The organism is Paramicrobacterium salitolerans (assembly GCF_051513965.1).
Classification (GTDB): Bacteria; Actinomycetota; Actinomycetes; order Actinomycetales; family Microbacteriaceae; genus Paramicrobacterium.
In genome coordinates, this window is sequence record NZ_CP195847.1 from 3098690 (window position 1) to 3118559 (window position 19870).

Genomic DNA, 19870 nt, shown 5'->3' on the forward strand with positions numbered 1-19870 from the left:
GGCTCACAAGAGCCACGGCGGTCATTATGCAAGAATTGTCATATGTCTATCCACACCGCTGTCGCCACCATTCACACCAACTACGGTGACATCAAGGTCAACCTGTTCGGTGACCATGCCCCCAAGACCGTCGAGAACTTCATCGGACTCGCGACGGGTTCCAAGGAATGGACGGACGAGCGCACCGGTGAGAAGAAGACCGGAACCCCCCTCTACAACGGCGTCATCTTCCACCGCATCATTCCTGGCTTCATGATTCAGGGCGGAGACCCTCTCGGTAACGGAACCGGTGGCCCCGGCTACAAGTTTGATGACGAGATCCACCCCGAGCTCGACTTCACGCAGCCCTACAAGCTCGCCATGGCCAACGCGGGAACGATGATGGGCAAGGGCACCAACGGCTCGCAGTTCTTCATCACCGTCGGTGCGACGACCTGGCTTCAGGGCAAGCACACCATCTTCGGTGAGGCTGCAGACGACGCGAGCCGCAAGGTCGTCGACAAGCTCGCGACCGTGCCGACGGATGCTCGTGACCGCCCGCTCGACGATGTCGTGATCGAGAGCATCGACGTCGAGAACGTCTGATCCTCACTCCGTGAGCTCCTTCCCGACTGGACGGCAGAACTTCTGCTACCGGCATCCCGACCGGCAGAGCTTCGTGCTCTGTCAGCGATGCGGGCGCACCATCTGCGCTGAATGCCAGACGCAGGCGCCCGTCGGGGTCATCTGCCCGGAGTGCATGCGTGAGCAGCGAGCGTCAGCGCCGCGTACGAAATCGGCCGCGAGGAGCCGGATCTCCGCCGTGATGAGGCGAGACTCCGGCCAGCCGGCCGTCACGTACGTGATCATCGCGCTGACGCTCGCTGTCTTCGTGCTGCAGCTCATTCCGGGCCTCGGCATCACAGATCACCTGCTGTACGCCGGCGTCTACAGCATCCCCGAGCTTGGGCACTTCGAGCCGTGGCGAATGCTGACCGTGGCCCTCGTGCACTCACAGGGATTCATTCTGCACGTCGGCCTCAACATGTACACGCTGTGGATCTTCGGCAGGATGCTCGAGCCGATGATCGGCCGATGGCGCTTCGCCATGCTCTACATCGTGACCGCATTCGGCTCCTCCGTCGGTGTGCTGCTGCTGGACAACCCGCTGCAGGCTGTGGTCGGCGCCTCTGGTGCGATCTTCGGGCTCATGGGCGCGACCCTCGTGATCGTGCATCGGCTCGGCGGCAACATGAACGGGTTGCTGATCCTGGTGGGCATCAACCTCGTGATCGGGTTCATCCCCGGCCTGAACATCGCATGGCAGGCGCACCTCGGTGGACTGGTCACCGGGGCGCTTCTCGGCCTGGTGCTCGTCGCCACTCGTCGGCGCAAGCAGCAGACCCTGCAGAAGCTCGGGATCGCAGGTGTCATCGTGATCCTTCTCGTGCTGGCCGTGATCGGGACTCGCCTTTACGTGTGATGCGCCAAAGTGCGGCCCACTGCTCGGGACTCAGCGACTTCGGCAGGTCACGTCGGCGAATGGATGCCGCATCGCACGCGCGCTTCGCCGTCGCGGCATCCGTCCGTGCCGCCCTCTGCACAATCGCCGGCATCGTTCCACCGCTCCCCGTGAAGACCGCGCGCACGAAATCGCCGTACGGCTGACGTTCAGTCGCCGGTACGAGTGCGTCGGCTCGGCGCGTGATGCGCAGCAGTCCGCCGTCGACGCTCGGCCGTGGTGAGAACCCCCATGAGGGAACTCTTCCTTCGAGACTGAACTCGAACCAGGGTGCCGCCTGCGCGGTCATCATCGTGCCGCCGCCCACGCCCGCGCGTTTGCGCGCGACCTCCCACTGCGTCAAGACGATGGCGTGCTGCCAGCCGTGGCGGCTGAGGATGCGTCGCAGGATGGGCGTCGTGAGGTGGAACGGCAGGTTGCCGACGAGGACGGGTGATTCAAGAGGATGCCGCATGGCGTCCGCGTGCAGCACACGGACGTGCGGCAGGGATCGCTGCAGGTGTTTCACCCGGTGCTCGTCGATGTCGATCGCCGTCACGGCTCGCTGGAGGGTGGCGAGCCTGCGCGTGAGCGCGCCGTCACCGGCGCCGATCTCCAGGATCGGGCCGCGAGTTCGCGCGACGAGGTCAATGATGCGGGTGAGAGTGGGTTTGTGAGTGAGAAAGTTCTGGCCGAGTTCGTGTCGGCCGCCGAATGCGGATCGGGCCATGATTGTGCTCCGTCATTGAGAGGGGAGCACCGCTGAGGTCGTGTCTGAGGGTATGCGATGTCAATCACGTCGACAGTGCGACGAAGAGACGGCAGGCTGACGCCTCAGGGTGCTGTGGACATCCCTGAGTGACGGCGCGCAGTTACGCGCTGATGCGGACGCGCCGTCAGGAGCGGCGGTCGCGATAGACGAAAGTGCGCTCCATCATGAGCGCACGGCACAATGTACCCACGGTCGAAGATGCTAACACGCGGGCTCGTTCTCCACATCCTCTCCACAGTGCGTCCACACGTGGGAACTCGTTTCACACACATTCCCCACAAGCCGTCCCCAGAGTTATCCACAGGCTTGTCCACACTGTGGAGAATTACATGTGTGTAACTCCCCGCAACCGTTCCAGGGAGTTACTCACAGGAGTTATTAACAGGTGTGGATAACTACACGGATGTAATTCGCGCTGCACTCGCCTGTGTTTACGCCGATCTCGGGCTCTTCGCACTGCCCGTTTCCTCAGACCGGCGGCGTACGCTGGAGGAACGACGACGAGAGGATGCACATCAATGCCCACCCGTGAACGCATACGTCACGATCTTGCTGTCCGTCGCACGACTGTGGAAAGAGTCTCATGGCTCACCGACACCATGGTTCGCGTCACCGTCCTCGGTGAGAGCCTTCGCGGATTCTCTGCGCCCGGACCCAACGATCACGTCAAGCTCTTCTTCCCTGACCCTGAGTCCGGCGTCCTGACCACCCCAGAGATCACCGCGGAGGGGCTCAAGCGTCCCACCGACGGTCTGATCCTTTCGCGCGACTTCACTCCGCTGAACTTCCGTGAGAACGGCTCGAACGGACTCCCTGAGCTCGACATCGACTTCGTGATCCACGGAGACGACGCTCCCGCAACCTCCTTCGCATCGCACGCTCACGCGGGCCAGGAGCTCGGCATCGCGGGTCCGCGCGGTTCGAAGCTCGTGCCGGAGGGTATCTCACGAGCCGTGCTCATCGCAGATGAGACCGCACTGCCGGCATATACGCGTTGGCTTCGCCTGCTGCCGCCCGAGGTGAAGGTCACCCCCATCGTGCAGATTCAGGACGACGAGACCGAGGACTACCTCACCGACGAGCACCGCTCTCGCGGCACACTCGAGGTGCTGTATCGCGAAGACGGTCCCGGTCAGCTGATCGAGGCGGTGCGCTCCCTCGGCAGCATCGAGGACGACACGTACGTCTGGGCCGCAGGCGAAGCGAATGAGCTCGTCGAGGTGCGCCGTCACTTCCGACGAGACCTTGGCCTCTCGAAGGATCAGGTCGAGGTCGAGGGCTACTGGAAGCGCGGCATCGTCAACCTCGATCATCACGCACCGCTGGACCCCAGCGACCCAGACTGATGTCGCACGACATCATGCTCGTCGACGCAGCGGACCTCGAACGGTCTGTGCGCGATCGCTACCGGCTGCTCAGCGCACGAGCCGCGAAGGGCGTCGCCATCGTGTCTGCTCGTATCGGTCGTTACGACCACGCGACGACGGTCACTGACTATCTCTCGGTGTCGTACGACCCGCCGACGATGCTCGTCAGCCTCTACGGGCTGTCACGAACGACCGAGGCGGTCGAGGAGGCTGGTCGGTGGGCGCTGAGCCTGCTGGCCAGCGATCAGCGCGTCATCGCCGAGCAGCTCGGTGAACTCGGCGCTCCGCTGAGAGGCCTCCTCGACCGCATCCCGCACTGGCGGCGTGAGCCGGGTGGTCCCGCGATCATCGAGGGCGGCGTCGCCTGGTTCGAGTGCCGCACAGTTGACGTGCACACGGCGGCGACCCACCAGCTCGTCATCGGTGAGGTCGTCGCAATGGGCAGATCAGAGAGCCACACGGCGCGTCCGCTAGTCTATGACCGGTCCGAGTTCACGACCACGGTCTAGAACGTCGTCAATCAAAAGACGCCTCCGCAGCGCGGAGGCGTCTTCGATGTCTGTGGGCGGCTATCGCCAGCGCGTCGTCATCAGGAAGCCGATGAACGCGATACCGAAGCCGACGAGGATGTTCCACGAGCCGAGCGCGGCCACCGGGAGAAGCCCCTGAGAGAGGTAGAAGACGATGATCCACGCCAGTCCGATCAGCATGAAGCCGAACATGACGGGCTTGAACCACACCGGGTTCGGTGCGTCTTCACCGCTGCGTTGGGCCTGCTGCTGCTGGGCGCGCGCAGCATTCGCCTTGTTCTTCGTGCGTGCCATGCCAGCCATTCTATATGGAGAACCTCAGTAGAATCAGCCTCATGGCGATTGGCGGGGTGGATGCCGCACCACGAAGCCGTGCGGAACGACGACGTACGGCTTCTCGGAGACCCGCAAAACGAGCGCCGCGCGTCACCGTTGTGGGTGTCTTCGGCGAGCTTCTCATCACCGCGGGCGTTCTGATTCTGCTCTTCCTGTTTTGGCAGCTGTGGCTGAACGACATCATCGTCCGTGCCGAGCAGAACGAGATCGCGCACGACCGCGCTCAGAGTTGGATCTCCGAGGCCCCGGCCGCTCCAGAGCCGGTGGAGGGCGAGGACGGCTCGACGTTCTACCCGCCCGTCATCGGTGAGCCCGCGGCCGACACGGAGATCTTCGGCGTGATGTTCATTCCTCGCTTCGGTGCAGATTATGCGGCGGATGTGGCGGGCGGCGTCACGCGCTCGGGCACCCTGGACCCCATCGGGCTCGGTCACTACCTCAACACGCAGCAGCCGGGTGAGCCGGGCAACTTCGCTCTCGCCGGGCACCGCACTACGTACGGCAAGCCGCTCAATCAGATCGCGGAGCTCCGGGTCGGCGACGCGATCGTGCTGCAGACGAAGGACGGCTGGTACACGTACCGCTTCCGCACCCTCGAGTACGTCACTCCACAGCAGGTCGACGTGCTGAACCCGGTGCCGCAGCAGGACTCTGCGGAGGTCACAGACAGCTTCATCACGCTGACCGCGTGCAGCCCGATGTTCTCGGCCGCGGAGCGCATCGTGGCGTACGGCACATTCGAATCGTTCACCCCGACGGCGGTCGGCCCACCGGCATCCGTCACCGAAGACGTGGAGGGCTGACAGTGTACGGAGCACTTTGGCGCGCACTGCCCGGGCCGGTCTGGGTTCGCCTGCTCATCGTGGTCGCGCTGCTTGCGGTGGCGCTGTGGGCGCTGTTCACCTACGTCTTCCCTTGGGTGCAGACCCTCATTCCGGTGCCCGACGCCACCATCGACGAATAGAATCAGGGCATGACCCGCGTTCTCGTCATCGACAACTACGACAGCTTCGTCTACACGCTCGCCGGCTATCTTCAGCAGATCGGCGCCGAGGTCGATGTTGTGCGCAACGATGCCATCGAGGTGAAGGATGCCGCGGCACGCGCCGCCGAGTACGATGGCGTGCTGCTCTCGCCGGGCCCCGGTAAGCCCAGCGACGCCGGGGTCTCGATTCCCCTCGTGCAAGCCGCTATCGACTCCGGGCAGCCGCTCCTCGGCGTCTGTCTCGGCCACCAGGCGATCGCGGAGGCGCTGGGCGGTGTGGTGACGACCGCTGAGGAACTCATGCACGGCAAGACGTCTCTCGTCTCACACGACGACAGCGATTTCTACCGCGGGGTTCCGCAGCCCTTCACTGCAACGCGCTACCACTCACTTGCGGTCGTGAACGGCACCGTACCCGATGAACTCGAGGTCACGAGCCGCACTGAGGGTGGCGTCATCATGGGGCTGCGACACCGCACGGCGGCCGTCTTCGGCGTCCAGTTCCACCCGGAGAGCGTGCTCACCGAGGGTGGCTACCAGATGCTCGGCAACTGGTTGGAGCTCGTCGGACTGTCGGGCGCCGCCGAGACGGCATCCCACCTTCACCCGCTTGTCACAACGGATGCCGCGGAGAAGCCGGTCGCATTCGCCTGACGCTCTCACACCGTCCGAACTCACACGGCCCGGCCTGTGGCGGCTGGGGTGCAGCTCGGTCAGCTGTTCTCGCGTCCGGGGGTCTGCTGACCGGCGTCGTGGCGCCTATCTGAACTCTGACCCCAACCGGAGTCCTCTCCTTGACTCTGCTCGCCACCGTCGTCACCGCCACCGCTCTCTCCGGAGCAGTACGTCAGCTCGACAGTGGAGTGCTGAGGTACATCGCCTGGTCCCGCTGACTGCGCAGTGACCGTCTGCGAGCCGTCGGCCGGACACGAGGCATCCGGTGACTCGACCACCGTCAGCCCGAGCGAGTCGCCCTCGAGCTTCTGCTTGGCAGTCTCGAACGGATCACCGGTCACGTCGGGAACGGTCACCATGCCGGAGGAGACCACGACGTCGACGGTGGAGCCCTTCGCGACCTCCTTGCCGATCTCGGGCGAGGTCTCGAGAACGGCGTCTTCAGGAACCGACGGCGAGTTGCCGCTGCTGATCGAGCCCACCTCGAGTCCGGCATCCTCCAACGTCGCCTTGGCTTCATCGAGTGACATGTTTGCGACGTCGGGCACCGTGGACATCTCGGCGCCCGTCGACACGTAGACCTTGACCTGCGTGTTGGGGGCGACGCGCGTGCCCTCCTCGGGGTCGACCTTGATGACCTCGCCCTTCGGCACGTCAGCGTTTGACTCCTCGAATTTCGTCGGCAGGAGGTCGAGGTCGGTGAGGGCCTTCTCAGCGCTCTCCCACGTCGTTCCGGTGAGTGTCGGAATGGTTCGGGATGCCGAGGGGACCGGCGATGTCTTCGGCAGCGTGACCACCCACCACAGAACCGCGAGCATGATGACGGCCACAACCGTCACTCCCGCCCAGATCCAGACGACCGGCGGGCGGCGCTGCGTGCGCGTCACGGTGTCGTCATTCGTGAGTTGGCGCAGCGCCTGCTCTGTCGTGTTGACGGGCTCCGGTGCGGTGCCGAACAGGCTCGTGGCGATGTCGTCTTCGCTCTTGGTGAGCGCGACGGTGTCGGCCGGAATGTGACCGGCCTCCGCCATGCTCAGGGCTTCGCCGAACTCGTTCGCGCTTTGATAGCGCTGAAAACGGTCCTTCGCGAGCCCGGTGAGCACGACCTTGTCGATCGCGGGCGAGACCTTGGGGTTGATGGTCGACGGCTTCACGGGCGTCTCGCTCACGTGCTGGTACGCCACCGAGACAGCGGTGTCTCCCTGGAACGGAGGGCGTCCGGTGAGCATCTCGAACAGCACGACGCTCGTCGAGTAGATGTCGGTGCGCGCGTCGACAGTCTCGCCCTTCGCCTGCTCCGGCGAGAAGTAGGAGGCGGTACCGAGAATCGCTGTGGTCTGCGCGACGGTCGACGAAGTGTCGCTCACGGCTCGAGCGATGCCGAAGTCCATGACCTTGACCTTGCCCTCGGGCGTGATCATGACGTTGCCCGGTTTGATGTCGCGGTGGACGACACCCGCACGGTGCGAGTACTCGAGGGCAGTGAGTATGTCTCGGGTGATGCGCACGGCCTCGTCGACGTCGAGGGGCCCCTGCGCGATGAGGTCTTTGAGCTGCTGACCCTGCACGTATTCCATGACGATGAAGGGTTCGCGCACGATCTCGCCGTTGCTGTGGCGAATGGACTCCTCGCCGGCGTCGTAGACGCGGACGATGGTGGAGTGCGACATTCGCGAGGCCGCCTGGGCCTCTTGGCGGAAGCGGGTGCGGAACGCGGGATCGGTCGCGAGCTCGGATTTCAGGATCTTGATGGCAACAGTGCGCCCGAGCTTGGTGTCTCGTCCCTTATAGACGACCGCCATGCCCCCGCGGCCGATAACGGAACCGACGCGGTATCTCCCGGCCAGCACCCGCTCTTCGTCAACCACCCATTAACTCCGTATCGCTCGCACCCACCCCTCGCGGGTCTTCGAACGCGTATAGCTTATCTGGCGGATGCTGGACACTCGCCTGAATCTGCACCGCGCTGAAGAATCCTCAGCGTTCCGTTACGTACACATGACATCTGGCGCCCAAAAACGTCGTCGTGGCCTGAAATCGCCTGATTTCAGTGTTCTGTGCCGACGCTCTCGTTCTCGCGGGCGGGGTCCGAGGAGGTCTGGCCGCCCTGGCTCTGCCCGTTCTCACCGCCCTGGTCACCGCCGTTTCCTTCGTCACCACCCTGATCGCCGTCACTCCAATTGATGGTGACGGTCGTCGGGTTTGATGCGGGGGATGCCGATTCGCCGCACATCGCCGTCAGCGAGACGGTCACTTGCGAGACGGACTCGTTCACAGTCACGTCGAGGCCGAGGTTGCCGTCAGCGCCGACATCCTTCGAGGTCGGGCTTCCACCGTTGACGCTCACCCGGTACCCGGTCACATCTCCCGCAGGGCAGTTTCGGTAGGGGTTCCACGTCACGGTCAGCTTGTTCTCCTGACCCTTGGTCGCGTCGAACGAGCAGTTGTTCACGCATCCGTTCACTGCAGGGGACTCCGGCGGCTTGGTCGGCGATGGGAGAGCACCCCACACGGTCAGCGTGATTGTGTCGCCCGGGTTCACCTTGCCATAGGGGCTCACGTCGTTGACCTTGCCGACCTGATCACTGGAGCTGGCTGGCGAGCCCTCCTTGCGCTCGGGCACGAGGCCGAGGTCGGTGAGCTTCTGTGCGGCTTCGTCGTAGCTCAGGCCGAGGAACTCGTCCTTGTTGATCTCGATCCGCGTGTTCGTCGGCGTGGGCGTCTTCGTCTTCGTCGGCTCAGAGGTGGTCGGCGGAGGCGACGACGTCTCGATGGCGTCGCCATCGCCCTGGTTCACGAGCGCGAAGATCGTCCCGCCGAGAACCAGCACGAGGACCGCGATCAGAACGATCAGCGGCCACGTCCACGGGCTGCGCTTCTTCTTCTTTTCGTCTTCACCCTCTTCGCCTTCCTCGCCGGGAACGGGGAGAGCTGCAGTGCCGGTGTCTTCGTGCTCGGAGATCAGCTGTGTCGCGTCATCGTCTCCGCCAGCGATGATGCTCGTTCCGCCGGTGCCCTCGCCGACGGCGGGAACAGCCGCGGTCGCCGCGTTCACGTCGCCGCGACGCAGCGCGTTCGCGGCACGCACGACGTGCGCGGCGGATGCCGGGCGGTCCTCCGGGTTCTTCGCGATCATCGAGAACACGAGGTTCCGCACCGGCTCTGCCACCGTCGCCGGCAACTCGGGCGGAGCCTCGTTGATCTGAGCCATCGCGATGGCGACCTGTGACTCGCCCGTGAAGGGGCGCTTACCGGCGAGGCACTCGTAGCCGACGATGCCGAGCGAGTAGATGTCAGTGGCGGGGGATGCCGGGTGGCCCGACGCCTGCTCGGGCGACAGGTACTGTACCGTTCCCATGACCTGGCCGGTCGCAGTCAGCGGCACCTGGTCCGCGATGCGGGCGATGCCGAAGTCGGTGATCTTCACTCGACGGTCCGGGGTGATCAGCAGGTTTCCGGGTTTGATGTCACGGTGCACGAGCCCTGCCGTGTGGGCAGCCTGCAGGGCGGCGGCGGTCTGCGCGACGATGTCGAGCGTGGCATCCGTCGACAGCACGTGCTCCCGCTCGAGCGTCGATGACAGTGCTTCGCCGGGCACAAGCTCCATGACGAGGAACGCTGAGCCATTTTCCTCGCCGTAGTCGAAGACGTTCGCGATGCCCTCGTGGTTGACGAGAGCAGCATGTCGGGCCTCGGCGCGGAAGCGCTCGAGGAAGCCGGGGTCGCCCATGTACTCGTCTTTGAGGATCTTGATGGCGACCGTACGACCGATCACATTGTCTGTGGCCTTCCAGACTTCGCCCATACCTCCGATGGCGATACGAGACTCCAGCTCGTAACGCCCACCGAAAGTCACCCCTGCCATGGGTCTCATTCGTTCAGCACCGCCTCAATTACCTGTTTGGCGACCGGAGCCGCAATCGAGTTGCCGCTACCGGACTGGCCTTTTCCGCCGCCATCTTCAATTACCACTGCTACTGCGACCTGGGGGTTGTCCGCGGGGGCGAAACCGGTGAACCACAGGGAGTATGGCTCGTCGGACCCGTTCTCAGCCGTACCGGTCTTTCCAGCCACACTGACTCCGTCTATTGTGGCATTACTCGCGGCTCCGCTTCGGACACTCAGCTGCATTGCATCCGCCACACTCGCGGCCACATCGGGCGAGGTCGCCTCGTTGTACACAGATGGCGTGAAGCTCTGCAGCACCTCGAGGTTTCTGCCCGTCACGCGATCGACGAGCGATGGCTGCATGACTTTTCCTTCGTTCGCAATTCCGGCGGATACCATCGCCATCTGCATCGGCGTCGAGCGCACGCTCGCCTGGCCGAACGCCGAGAGGCCGGTCTCGGCGTCGTTGAGGCCTTCCTGCGGGTAGGTGCTCGTGCCGCACTGGAGCGGAATGGTGATGTTCTCGTCGTTGAACCCAAACTTCTCCGCGGTCTCGCGAATGGCGTCATCGCCGAGCTTGATGCCGAGTTCTGCCATCGGGATGTTGCAGCTCAGTCGGATCGCGTCGGCAATCGTCACTTCGCTGCCCTTGCCGCACGTGCCGCGTGTGGAGTTGTAGATCTTCGTCGACGTTCCCGGCAGCGTGAACGAGGCGGGGTTCGGCAGCTTGGAGTCCGGAGTGTAATCACCGGACGCGAAGGCCGCCGCCGCGACGACCAGCTTGAAGGTCGAGCCGGGAGGGTTCTGATCGCCGGCGATCGCTCGGTTGTAGAGCGGCTTGCCCGGAGCATCCAGCAATTCGTTGTACGTGCGGATGACTGCATCGCTGTCGTGCGATGCAAGGCTGTTCGGATCGTATGTCGGAGTTGTGACCATGGCGAGGACACGGCCGGTCTTCGGCTCGATCGCCACGATGCCGCCCGTGTAGCCCTTCATCGCGTTCCAAGCAGCCTCCTGGACCTTCGGGTCGATCGTGACCTCGACGGCCGCGCCCTTCGGGTCCTGCCCGGCGATGATCTGGTTCAGACTGTCGAGGAACTGCGAGTTCGAGGTTCCCGAGAGGTACTGGTTCATCGCGTGCTCGAGGCCGCTGGAGCCCTGTGTGGGGTTGAAGTAGCCCGTGATCGAGGCATACATCTCACCCTGCGGGTATTCACGCTGGTAGACGTAACGGTCGCCCGTCGGCACCGACTGCGCGAGCACCGTGTCGCCGGCGAGAATCGCACCGCGCTCGGTCTGGTAGCTGTCATAGAGCGTGCGGGTGTTGCGCGGATCGTTCGCAAGGGTGTCAGCCTGGATGCCTTGAATGACGGTCGTCGACGTGAACAGCGCGAGGAACATCGCCACCACGACGATGCTGATGCGCTTGAATTCCTTGTTCACGCGCTCACCTCCGCGGGCTTTCGCTTCACGCTGTCACTGACGCGCAGAAGGATCGCGATGATCATCCAGTTGGCGACGAGTGACGATCCACCCGCCGCGAGGAACGGTGTCGTGAGACCGGTGAGCGGGATCACCCGTGTGACGCCGCCGACCATGATGAACACCTGCAGTGCGATCGTGAACGCGAGGCCGAGCGAGAGCAATTTGCTGAAGTCGTCCTGCCCGACGAAGCCGATGCGGATGCCGCGCGAGACGAGCACGAGGTACAGCACGAGAATCGCGAAGATGCCCGCGAGACCCAGCTCCTCGCCGAGGCTCGCGATGATGTAGTCGCTCTCGGCGACTGGGGTGAGATGCGGGCGTCCCTGCCCGAGACCCGTGCCGATGAGGCCGCCGTGCGCGAGACCGAAGATGCCCTGCACGAGCTGCCAACTCCCACCGACCTCGGCGTCGTACACCGCGGGATCGAACGCGTTGATCCAGTTGTTGAAGCGGTTCTGCACGTACGTGAGGTACTGGCTTGCGACAGCCGCGCCAACTCCGAACAGGCCGACGCCGATGAGCACCCAGCTGAGGCGTCCCGTCGCTGCGTACAGCATGATCGTGAACATGCCGAAGTAGAGAAGCGCGGTTCCCATGTCGCGCTCGAACACGATGATGAGCATCGCGAAGACCCAGACGACCAGAATGGGCCCGAGGTCGCGCAGCCGGGGGAAGCGCACACCGAGGAACTTCTTGCCCACCATGGAGAGGCTGTCGCGCGTGCGAACGAGATACCCGGCGAAGAAGACGGCGAGGGCGATCTTGGCGACCTCACCGGGCTGGAACGACATCACGTCGCCGAACCCGATCCAGACCTTCGCCCCGTTGACGCTGCGGCCGAGACCGGGCACGAGGGGCAGGAGCAGCAGCACGAATGCTATGAGCCCGTAGATGTAGGTGTACCGGAACAGTACGCGGTGGTTGCGCAGCACCAGAATGACCACGATCGCGGCGACGATGGCGATAGCGCTCCATGCGATCTGACGAGTGGATGCCGCGGCCCAGCCGGCGTTGCCCTCCGCGATGTCGATGCGGTAGATCTCCGCGATGCCGAGCCCGTTAAGCACCGTCGCGATCGGCAGCAGCAGCGGATCCGCCTGCACGGCGACGTAGCGCAGGCAGATGTGCAGCCCGAAGACGAGCGCGGACAGCGCGGCGCCATAGTAGATGAGCGTGAAGTCGAGCTCGCCGAGCGCGCCGAGTTGCACGAGCATGATCGCGACGGTGTTCACGATGCACGCGAAGATCAGCAGCATGAGCTCGCGGTTGCGGAGTTTCTGCGGAACATGCAGCTTGCGCATGATCCGGATCACGGCGGTGTCCGGCGTCACGCTGCCATCGCTCTGCACTGCGGTCATCCGTCACCTCCGTCCGTCGGCGTGGGTGTAGGGGTCGCCGTCTCACCGGGCCCGCCGGTGTCGGCATCCTCGTCGTCTGGTTGATCGATTCTCAGACGGGAGACGATATCGCGGGCATCCTGAAGACTTGCCGCGCTGATCGTGCGCTCGACCTCCTGGCGGTCGTAGAACGAGAGTTCAGAGAGCAGGATGCCGGTGTCGTAGTACTCGTGCGACAGCGAGAACGGGCCGACGTTCTGCTGGATGCCCTGGTAGATCACGACAGTGTCTTCGTCGGAGCCGACATAGTAGCGGGTCTGCGTCCATGAGTACGCACCGAGCAGACCCAGCACGAGGGCGAGAACGAGCACGAAGATGCCGAGCGCCCACGTCAGGCGGCGGCGACGCGCTCGTCGGGCATCCTCTTCGATGAGCTCCTCGAGGTAGTCCTCCGCTGCCGGCTCGAAGTGCGACGGGTCAAGGGGCGCGACGCGGCCGGTGTGCAGACGGAGCGCGGGAATGAGCCCGGTGCGGCGTGACGGCTTGACTTCGAAGGCGAGCGGCTGCGACGCCGACCCGACGGTGACAGGACCGGATGCCGTGCTCTTCGCCCCGATGTCGAGGACGACCACCGTGACGTTGTCCGGCGCACCGTTGTCGAGGGTCTTCTTGACCAGACGATCTGCAGTCTTCTGGGCGTTCATGCCCGCGGCGGCGATGCGAAGGGTGTCTTTGTCGTCGACGTAGTCGCTGAGGCCGTCCGAGCAGATGATCCACCGGTCGCCGTCCTGCACCGTCATCGACAGCAGGTCCACCTCGGGCGCTGTCTCCACGTCGCCGAGAACGCGCATGAGCACCGAACGGCGCGGGTGCACCCGCGCCTCTGCCGGTGTGATGCGGCCGGAGTCCACCAGCTTCTGCACGAACGTGTGGTCGGTGGTGATCTGCGTGAGCTTGCCGTTGCGGAGCAGGTAGATGCGCGAGTCGCCGATGTGTGCGATGGCGACTTCGTCGCCCACGATCATCAGTGCGTCGACCGTGGTGCCCATGCCCGTGAGCTCGGGATGGTCGTAGACCGTTTCGCTCAGCTGATCGTTGGCCGCCATGATGGCGTCCTGCATCGCGGCCTGCGCATCTTCGACCGTCTCGTACAGGGCATCCGCCTCGATGATGCGCTTCGCCGCGATCGCCGAGGCGACGTCACCGCCCGCGTGACCGCCCATGCCGTCGGCGATCATGAACAGGTGCTCGCCGGCGTACCCGGAGTCCTGATTGTTGGAGCGGATCTTGCCGACGTCGGTGGCTGCCGCGGCGTTTGCCTTGATGGGCATGGGTCAGCCTCGCAGCTCGAACGTGGTCTGGCCCACCTTGATGGGCGCGCCGAGCTTCACCTGTGTGGGCGCTCCGACGCGCTTGCCGGAGAGGAAAGTGCCGTTCGTGGAGTCGAGGTCTTGAAGCATCCAATCGTCGTTCCACAGCAGCAGACGTGCGTGATGTGTGGAGGTGTAGTCGTCGCGCAGCACCAGCGTGGAGTCGGACGATCGGCCGACCGTGATGGGACCCTTGCCGAGCGGAATCTCGGTGCCTTGCTTCGTGCCGGAGGTGATCACGATGCGCGAGGCGTTGTGAACTGTGGCGTTTCCGCTGCGAGCGGCGCGCGGGGCGGGGGCCGGGTCCACTCGCGGTTTGGGGGGAGAGGATGCCGCGCGCGCAGCAGCCTGCTTGCGCTCCTCTGCCTTGCGGGTCTGCCCGAAGAGGTCGCTGCGGAGGGCATAGACGACCCCGAGCACGAAGAACCAGAGCAGAATCAGAAAGCCGAAGCGCAGAACGAGAAGAGTCAGTTCACTCACGAGCTAGGCCCCCAGAATCCGCCCATGTCGGTGCGCCGTGTCGGAACATCGGCGCCCGAGACGTGTCGCGTCTGCGCGAGGACCCGGAACGTGATGCGGGTGCGGCCGATCTGGATGACCGAGTCAGGGGCGAGTGCCGCCTGGCTGAACTTCTGCCCGTTGAGCTTCGAGCCGTTGGTCGAGCCGAGGTCGCGGGCCTGGGCGCGCTCGCCGTCCCAGAGGATCTCCACGTGCTTGCGGCTCGTGCCGGAGTCGTTGACGGTGATGTCCGCGTCGCTTCCGCGACCGATGACTGTGCGCGACTTCGTGATGGTGTGGCGCTCGCCGTCGATGTCGACCACCGGCTGCCATGTGACGTCGCCCTTGAGGTTCTGTGAGTCGACCTGCAGCATCCCATCGCTCAACGAGGGGTCGGAGGTGAGCGAGATCTCGATGCCGCCGGCGAACTGGTAGCCCTGCTGCTTCGCGTGCTTCTGGACGACGCTCGTGAGCTCATCGACCAGCGCGTCGCCCATGCGCTGCATCCGCTCAGCGTCTGCGACGGACATCGCGACGGTGAAGCGGTTGGGAACGAGGATGCGGTCGCGTGTGACGACTGCGGCCTGTGTGTCGAGTTCGCGTTTGAGCGCGCTGGAGATCTCGACCGGCTGCAGTCCGGCTCGGAAGGTTTTCGCGAAGGCGCCGTTGACGGCACGCTCGAGACCCTTCTCGAAGTTGTCCAGTATGCCCACAGCTCTCCTGTTCGGTTCAGTGGCTAGGGACATGCTAACGGGAAGGACTGAGAGCGGCATCTCGCACACCGTGTTCTTGGGGTGCTTCTCGGGGTCTTCGGCGGCTTCTCTCCGATTCCTCACCGGCGAGGATTTCGTGCTAATCTCGCTGAGTTGACACAGTGATGTGCTCTTCACGCGCGAGTGGCGGAATTGGTAGACGCGCTGGCTTCAGGTGCCAGTGTTCGCAAGAACGTGGGGGTTCAAGTCCCCCCTCGCGCACTCAATGAGCGATGTTGTAACCCGGGCCTGAAGAGACAGGTCTTGGGTTACAGCATCGCTCTTCTTGTTGCTGGCGGTGTGCTGGTTGGCCCAGGCGATGGCCTGCCGCTTGGTGGTCTCATCGAGGATGGTCTCGAAGGGGGCTGCGGTGTCGGCGGTGAGTGTGTCGTCCTCGTTGAGGTAGATGCGGGTGAAGAACGTCTGGTTGGCGAGGCGCTTGTTCTGTTCGTCGCAGCGTTCGTACACGGCGGCGAAGTCGCGTGCGAGGTCGAGGGCTCCGTCGATGAGGGCGCGGGCTCCTTGATAGTCGTTGTGGTGTTCAGCGATTTGGGCTTCGATCCCATCCAGTTCTGCCCGCAACCTGGTCTGGAACTTCTTCAACTGATCCAGAGTGAGGGCATCGGCGAGATGGGCTTCGAGGAGCTTGTCTTGCTCAGTCAGGATCTGACTGCTCCAGATGGGTTACGCGCTGTCTGCTCTCGTGCGAAGACCGGGCGGTTCGTCGGATTCATGGAACGGCTCGTCGCGTGCCGCGAAGGATGAGCGAGGTAGAAGGGGAGTCGATCTGAACGGCGGAGGAGTCGAGAGATGCTGGTGGGTTGGCGAGACAGTCTGTGTGATCGCCGTCGGCCTCCTCATTCCTGCACGCTCTCAGTTACGCCGAGCCGCTTCGGATTGCTGAACGGGCGAAAAACGCCATGAAGCGCGCGGTCGCCTTGAGTCTGCGGGCGCGAGTGAATCCGATGCCTCGGATGCTGGAGGTCATGCGTGTGAGGTCTCCCGTGCCGATTCTCATATTTGTCGTGATGGCGGGCACGGTGTCGTTGTCGGGGACGACGATCGCTGTGAGATTCGTGAGGTCGCGAAGCAGTCGCCAGGGTGTTCGTTTCGTGATGGTCTTCGTGCCGGTGAGAGTCCACGGTGATCCGGTGTCGTCGTGGAAGGTGAGTTTGTAGCGCATCGCTTCGCCGCCGTGATCGGGAAACAGCGCGAGCGTTCCCGACGCGAATGCTGCTTCCACGACGTCGTCCACGTCGATCGATCCCTGAACCGTCAGTATGTGCTCGGGATCGGTGAGGAAGGCGTCGATGCTGGGAGTCGAAATCGCCAGGCGCATGGTGATGCGTGTGTCACTATTGCTCGTGGTAGTCATGCGTTCGCGGAAGCTGATGCCGCCTCCGCTGGTGGTGTTCTTGAGTTCAGCGGAGAATGAGGCTGCTGCGTCCTCTGGTACCGGTGTGGGAGTCATGGTGGTCCATTCGGGTGCTTGCCAGTGCTGTTTGCCGTCACCGCGGATGATCGTTTCGATGGACCGTTCGGCGGCGGCGAGGATGGTGGCGGAGGGGTTGACCCCGGTGGAGGAAGGAAGCGTGGACCCGTCCATGACGAACAGGCCGGGATGTCCGTGGACTTCTCCGAGATCGTTGACGACGCCGGAGGTGGCGTCTTTGCCTGCGGGTACGCCTCCGAGGGGGTGGACGGTGGTGGTCTTTCGGAGGACTGACCACGTGAAGGGGTGCGCCAGGCGTGCATCGAGGAGTCGGGCGAGGAGTGGTCCGATGCGCCGTTGGGATTTGTAGAGGTTGGCTTGCCAACGGTTCCGCCATGCCAGGGAGGCGCGTCCTGAGTTATCAAGTTTGAGGGTGCCCTGTCCGGAGTCGTGGCCCATGGCTAGGACCGTGAACACTCGGTGGGGGTCGTGCGTGGCGAATCGCTTCCGCCACCAGTGTCGTGCGCGCTGCCCGGGAACGATCGCGTCGAAGAGCTGATGCAGCACGACGGGGAACGCACCGTCTTGCACCTGGTACCAGACCGAGCCACGCCCTTCGGGGACGTCGAGCACCGTGTTGGTGGTGATGGTGGGGCCAGTGGTCATGTCGCCCTGGGCCTTGCGTAGTCGGGCGAGGGTGAGGAAGTCGCCGTTGCCTGAGAAGCCGTGGCCGAGCAGTGAGGAAAGGTGCGGCAGGGTGTTGTCTACGTCGCGTGATCGCAGGAGCAGTTCAGTGCTGGCAACTGCCCCCGCGGCGAGGAAGACGCGGGGTGCTCTCCAGGTTTTTGGTGGGGCCGTCGGGTCGCTTGGGGATCGTGTGGTGACGAGGTAGCCGTCGTCTCCGGAGGTGATCCGGATGGCTTCGGCGTCGGTGACGCTGCGGGCTCCGTGTGCTTCGGCGGCGGCGAGATAGGTGACATCGAGGGAGTTCTTGGCTCCTTGATTGCAGCCGATGACGCAGTCGCCGACGAAGCTGCAAACCCGACGCGGCACTCCATGTCTGTTCGGTCGCCACGTGCCTGGGTCACCAAAAGTGACAGCGAGGTTCGGCCGCACTGTTGCCTCCGGCCGGTCGCTCCCTGCCATGAGCTGTTCGATGAGCGCCGTACGTGGCGGTGGTGCACTGGTACGGGGGTCATCGCTGACGGGGGTGACCTCGAGCATGTGCGCGGCAAGGTCGTAGTAGGGGTCAAGGGTCCCTCGCCGCAGGTGATCCGGCCACCGCGGATCCATGGCCGCGTCGGAAGGGCGGGCGAAGACGTTGGCGTAGGCGAGGGAGCCGCCCCCGTATCCTGCGGCCTGGACGGCGAACATGCCGCCCAGGCCGCGGATGTCGTATAGACCGTGGTCCACCGCCCATAACCATCGTCCTTCCAGCGCGGGGTCGCGGGGGAAGTCTCCGGGGTTCCAGCGCCGCCCGCGTTCGAGGATGAGGACCCGGTATCCGGCTTGGGCAAGGCGGGCGGCAGCGACTGCTCCGCCGAACCCGCTGCCGATGACGATTGCGTCGGTGTCGTGGGTGCCGGACACGATTTCTCCTCTCGAGGGTGATGGGCGCTGCGGCGTGTGTGGCGACTGGTGTCAGAGCCGTTCGGTGACTCCGCTGCCTCGGTAATCGTCGATGGCATCAACCAGGCCCAGGATGTCGGGGTGGGCGTCGAAGCGGCGGCGGTGGATGTCGGCGATCTTCGCGCCGATCTCGGGGTCGGGGTCGTCGGTGATGTCGATCGAGTGGAATCGATCGACTAACGGCAGGCCGATACGGTCGACCTCGAGGTGGGCGGGGTGGTTCATCATTGCTTCGTACGCGGCGAGGTCGGCGATCTGGGAGACCGCAGCAAAGTCGAAGGTGTCTCCGTAGTCCCGGCCGAACACACCGGCTGTGGCTCCGGTCTCGGAGCCCATCTGGGCGCTGGCAGCGGCCATGCGTTGTAGCGCTGCACCAACTTGCTCTTCGGAGACGTCGGGGCGAATGGACATGCGAACAATGTGAGTGATCATGAAGGTCAGCCTTTCTGGGTGGTGAGGTTTACTGGCGGGTGAAGGCGGCTGCGTAGTCGCGGGCGAAGTCGTCGACGTCACGGGCAGGACGTCCGGTCAGATCCGCGATGGTCGTGGTGACACTTGAAGCCTCACCGCGCGAATAGTGGGCGTAGTCTTCGACCAGCCCTTCGAGCTGCCACTGCGGGACGTAGTTCTCTAGCGCGGCCGTGAAATGCTCGGGAGGGAGATCCTGGAACGCGATGGTGTTGCCTGTGGCAGCGTTCAGCGCGTCGGCGATCTCGGAGTGGGTGATCGCCCGAGGTCCGGTCAGCGTGTAGGTCTCTTTGTCGTGGTCGTTGCTTGTGAGAACGGCTGCTGCTGCATCGGCGATATCGCGGGTGTCGATTGCGCTGACCGCCGCGGTTCCGATCGGGGCGGCGAGTGTGCCCTGTGCGATGGTGTCGGCGAACGCGAGGAGTGATTGCAGATACAGATTGGGGCGTAGCACGGTCGCGCTGATGTTCAAGCGTCGGATGTGCTCCTCGACCTGGGCGTGCCAGCGCAGGAATCTCACGGGAGAGCTCCGTGTTGCGCCGTACTGGGACAGCACTACCGCGCGGGCGATGCCCGCCTGCGCCGCCAAGTCGAGAAATCTGATCTGGAGCTCGGCGGCGTCCTCCGTCGATGGCGAGTTGAGGAAGACCGCGTCGACGCCGTTGAGCGCTGTGGTGATCGAGTCCGGATCATGCAGGTCGGCAACGACCGTCTGTGCGCCGGTCAGGGTGTAGTCGGGGTTCCTGGTCATTGCTCGCACTTGTGCGCCGGAGTCGCGCAGGGCGGGGACGAGGGCTGCGCCGACGGTGCCGGTTGCACCAGTTACGAGGATCGTGAGGTTGCTCATGTCGGGTTCTCTCTTTCGT

20 protein-coding genes and 1 tRNA gene are annotated in these 19870 nt (G+C 64.4%); 9 read left to right on the forward strand and 12 right to left on the reverse strand.

Going from position 1 to position 19870, the window contains the following annotated elements:
- Positions 1-42: 42 nt before the first annotated feature.
- Positions 43-585, forward strand: coding sequence for a peptidylprolyl isomerase (locus ACSAGD_RS14905; RefSeq protein ID WP_437583567.1), 543 nt, complete (start codon positions 43-45; stop codon positions 583-585).
- A gap of 220 nt (positions 586-805) precedes the next feature.
- Positions 806-1462 (forward strand): rhomboid family intramembrane serine protease, encoded by a 657-nt coding sequence (locus ACSAGD_RS14910; protein ID WP_437585191.1) that lies wholly within the window; start codon positions 806-808, stop codon positions 1460-1462.
- Here ACSAGD_RS14910 and erm read toward each other — a convergent pair.
- Entirely contained in the window at positions 1410-2210 is an 801-nt protein-coding gene (gene erm, locus ACSAGD_RS14915; RefSeq protein WP_437583568.1) for a 23S ribosomal RNA methyltransferase Erm, read from the reverse strand. The genes ACSAGD_RS14910 and erm overlap by 53 nt on opposite strands.
- A gap of 560 nt (positions 2211-2770) precedes the next feature.
- Here erm and ACSAGD_RS14920 point away from each other — a divergent pair.
- Together ACSAGD_RS14920 and ACSAGD_RS14925 are read left to right on the forward strand one after the other, a co-directional pair.
- Positions 2771-3598 (forward strand): siderophore-interacting protein, encoded by an 828-nt coding sequence (locus ACSAGD_RS14920; protein ID WP_437583569.1) that lies wholly within the window; start codon positions 2771-2773, stop codon positions 3596-3598.
- Positions 3598-4128, forward strand: a complete 531-nt coding sequence (locus ACSAGD_RS14925) for a flavin reductase family protein (protein WP_437583570.1) — start codon at positions 3598-3600, stop codon at positions 4126-4128. Before ACSAGD_RS14920 ends, ACSAGD_RS14925 begins: the two co-directional genes overlap by 1 nt.
- Before the next feature lie 60 nt (positions 4129-4188).
- Here ACSAGD_RS14925 and ACSAGD_RS14930 read toward each other — a convergent pair whose 3' ends face one another.
- Positions 4189-4443, reverse strand: a complete 255-nt coding sequence (locus tag ACSAGD_RS14930; protein WP_437583571.1) for a cell division protein CrgA — start codon at positions 4441-4443, stop codon at positions 4189-4191.
- Between the two features lie 41 nt (positions 4444-4484).
- On the opposite strand from ACSAGD_RS14930, the gene ACSAGD_RS14935 reads away from it, so the two are divergent.
- The 3 genes from ACSAGD_RS14935 to ACSAGD_RS14945 are packed head-to-tail and all read left to right on the forward strand — an operon-like array spanning position 4485 to position 6124.
- The gene (locus ACSAGD_RS14935) at positions 4485-5288 is read left to right on the forward strand and encodes a class E sortase (RefSeq protein ID WP_437583572.1); all 804 of its coding nucleotides are present in this window, start codon (positions 4485-4487) and stop codon (positions 5286-5288) included.
- A 2-nt stretch (positions 5289-5290) separates the two neighbouring features.
- A complete protein-coding gene (locus ACSAGD_RS14940; protein WP_437583573.1) occupies positions 5291-5449 on the forward strand; it encodes a hypothetical protein in 159 nt (52 codons plus the stop codon).
- A gap of 9 nt (positions 5450-5458) precedes the next feature.
- On the forward strand, positions 5459-6124 hold the full coding sequence (locus ACSAGD_RS14945) for an anthranilate synthase component II (protein ID WP_437583574.1): 666 nt from the start codon (positions 5459-5461) through the stop codon (positions 6122-6124).
- Between the two features lie 59 nt (positions 6125-6183).
- Here the strand turns inward: ACSAGD_RS14945 and pknB are convergent, their stop codons facing one another.
- The 7 genes from pknB to ACSAGD_RS14980 all read right to left on the reverse strand — a co-directional run bounded on the left by pknB (position 6184) and on the right by ACSAGD_RS14980 (position 15436).
- Positions 6184-8013, reverse strand: a complete 1830-nt coding sequence (pknB, locus tag ACSAGD_RS14950) for a Stk1 family PASTA domain-containing Ser/Thr kinase (RefSeq protein ID WP_437583575.1) — start codon at positions 8011-8013, stop codon at positions 6184-6186.
- A 179-nt stretch (positions 8014-8192) separates the two neighbouring features.
- Positions 8193-10019, reverse strand: a complete 1827-nt coding sequence (locus ACSAGD_RS14955; RefSeq protein WP_437583576.1) for a serine/threonine protein kinase — start codon at positions 10017-10019, stop codon at positions 8193-8195.
- The gene (locus ACSAGD_RS14960) at positions 10016-11476 is read right to left on the reverse strand and encodes a peptidoglycan D,D-transpeptidase FtsI family protein (RefSeq protein ID WP_437583577.1); all 1461 of its coding nucleotides are present in this window, start codon (positions 11474-11476) and stop codon (positions 10016-10018) included. Before ACSAGD_RS14960 ends, ACSAGD_RS14955 begins: the two co-directional genes overlap by 4 nt.
- The gene (locus ACSAGD_RS14965) at positions 11473-12876 is read right to left on the reverse strand and encodes an FtsW/RodA/SpoVE family cell cycle protein (RefSeq protein ID WP_437583578.1); all 1404 of its coding nucleotides are present in this window, start codon (positions 12874-12876) and stop codon (positions 11473-11475) included. The genes ACSAGD_RS14960 and ACSAGD_RS14965 overlap by 4 nt, the downstream gene beginning before the upstream one ends.
- Positions 12873-14186, reverse strand: a complete 1314-nt coding sequence (locus ACSAGD_RS14970) for a Stp1/IreP family PP2C-type Ser/Thr phosphatase (protein ID WP_437583580.1) — start codon at positions 14184-14186, stop codon at positions 12873-12875. Before ACSAGD_RS14970 ends, ACSAGD_RS14965 begins: the two co-directional genes overlap by 4 nt.
- A 3-nt stretch (positions 14187-14189) precedes the next feature.
- Entirely contained in the window at positions 14190-14705 is a 516-nt protein-coding gene (locus tag ACSAGD_RS14975; RefSeq protein WP_437583581.1) for an FHA domain-containing protein FhaB/FipA, read from the reverse strand.
- The gene (locus ACSAGD_RS14980; protein ID WP_437583582.1) at positions 14702-15436 is read right to left on the reverse strand and encodes an FhaA domain-containing protein; all 735 of its coding nucleotides are present in this window, start codon (positions 15434-15436) and stop codon (positions 14702-14704) included. Before ACSAGD_RS14980 ends, ACSAGD_RS14975 begins: the two co-directional genes overlap by 4 nt.
- A 177-nt stretch (positions 15437-15613) precedes the next feature.
- On the opposite strand from ACSAGD_RS14980, the gene ACSAGD_RS14985 reads away from it, so the two are divergent.
- A tRNA-Leu gene (locus ACSAGD_RS14985) sits at positions 15614-15697 on the forward strand.
- Positions 15698-15739: 42 nt separating this feature from the next.
- Entirely contained in the window at positions 15740-16240 is a 501-nt protein-coding gene (locus ACSAGD_RS14990) for a hypothetical protein (protein WP_437583583.1), read from the forward strand.
- 112 nt (positions 16241-16352) lie between these two features.
- Here the strand turns inward: ACSAGD_RS14990 and ACSAGD_RS14995 are convergent, their stop codons facing one another.
- The 3 genes from ACSAGD_RS14995 to ACSAGD_RS15005 are packed head-to-tail and all read right to left on the reverse strand — an operon-like array spanning position 16353 to position 19851.
- On the reverse strand, positions 16353-18497 hold the full coding sequence (locus ACSAGD_RS14995; RefSeq protein ID WP_437583584.1) for a GMC family oxidoreductase: 2145 nt from the start codon (positions 18495-18497) through the stop codon (positions 16353-16355).
- A gap of 51 nt (positions 18498-18548) precedes the next feature.
- The gene (locus ACSAGD_RS15000; RefSeq protein ID WP_437583585.1) at positions 18549-18947 is read right to left on the reverse strand and encodes a Dabb family protein; all 399 of its coding nucleotides are present in this window, start codon (positions 18945-18947) and stop codon (positions 18549-18551) included.
- Positions 18948-18996: 49 nt separating this feature from the next.
- Positions 18997-19851 carry an SDR family oxidoreductase gene (locus ACSAGD_RS15005; RefSeq protein ID WP_437583586.1) on the reverse strand — a complete coding sequence of 285 codons (855 nt, stop codon included), beginning with the start codon at positions 19849-19851 and terminating at the stop codon, positions 18997-18999.
- Between the last annotated feature and the right edge of the window lie 19 nt (positions 19852-19870).

Coding starts and splice junctions, on each gene's coding strand:
- ACSAGD_RS14905 (WP_437583567.1), top strand. CDS start 43: ATGTCTATCCACACCGCTGTCGCCACCATTCACACCAACTACGGTGAC.
- ACSAGD_RS14910 (WP_437585191.1), top strand. CDS start 806: ATGAGGCGAGACTCCGGCCAGCCGGCCGTCACGTACGTGATCATCGCG.
- erm (WP_437583568.1), bottom strand. CDS start 2,210: ATGGCCCGATCCGCATTCGGCGGCCGACACGAACTCGGCCAGAACTTT.
- ACSAGD_RS14920 (WP_437583569.1), top strand. CDS start 2,771: ATGCCCACCCGTGAACGCATACGTCACGATCTTGCTGTCCGTCGCACG.
- ACSAGD_RS14925 (WP_437583570.1), top strand. CDS start 3,598: ATGTCGCACGACATCATGCTCGTCGACGCAGCGGACCTCGAACGGTCT.
- ACSAGD_RS14930 (WP_437583571.1), bottom strand. CDS start 4,443: ATGGCACGCACGAAGAACAAGGCGAATGCTGCGCGCGCCCAGCAGCAG.
- ACSAGD_RS14935 (WP_437583572.1), top strand. CDS start 4,485: ATGGCGATTGGCGGGGTGGATGCCGCACCACGAAGCCGTGCGGAACGA.
- ACSAGD_RS14945 (WP_437583574.1), top strand. CDS start 5,459: ATGACCCGCGTTCTCGTCATCGACAACTACGACAGCTTCGTCTACACG.
- ACSAGD_RS14955 (WP_437583576.1), bottom strand. CDS start 10,019: ATGAGACCCATGGCAGGGGTGACTTTCGGTGGGCGTTACGAGCTGGAG.
- ACSAGD_RS14965 (WP_437583578.1), bottom strand. CDS start 12,876: ATGACCGCAGTGCAGAGCGATGGCAGCGTGACGCCGGACACCGCCGTG.
- ACSAGD_RS14970 (WP_437583580.1), bottom strand. CDS start 14,186: ATGCCCATCAAGGCAAACGCCGCGGCAGCCACCGACGTCGGCAAGATC.
- ACSAGD_RS15000 (WP_437583585.1), bottom strand. CDS start 18,947: ATGTCCATTCGCCCCGACGTCTCCGAAGAGCAAGTTGGTGCAGCGCTA.
- ACSAGD_RS15005 (WP_437583586.1), bottom strand. CDS start 19,851: ATGAGCAACCTCACGATCCTCGTAACTGGTGCAACCGGCACCGTCGGC.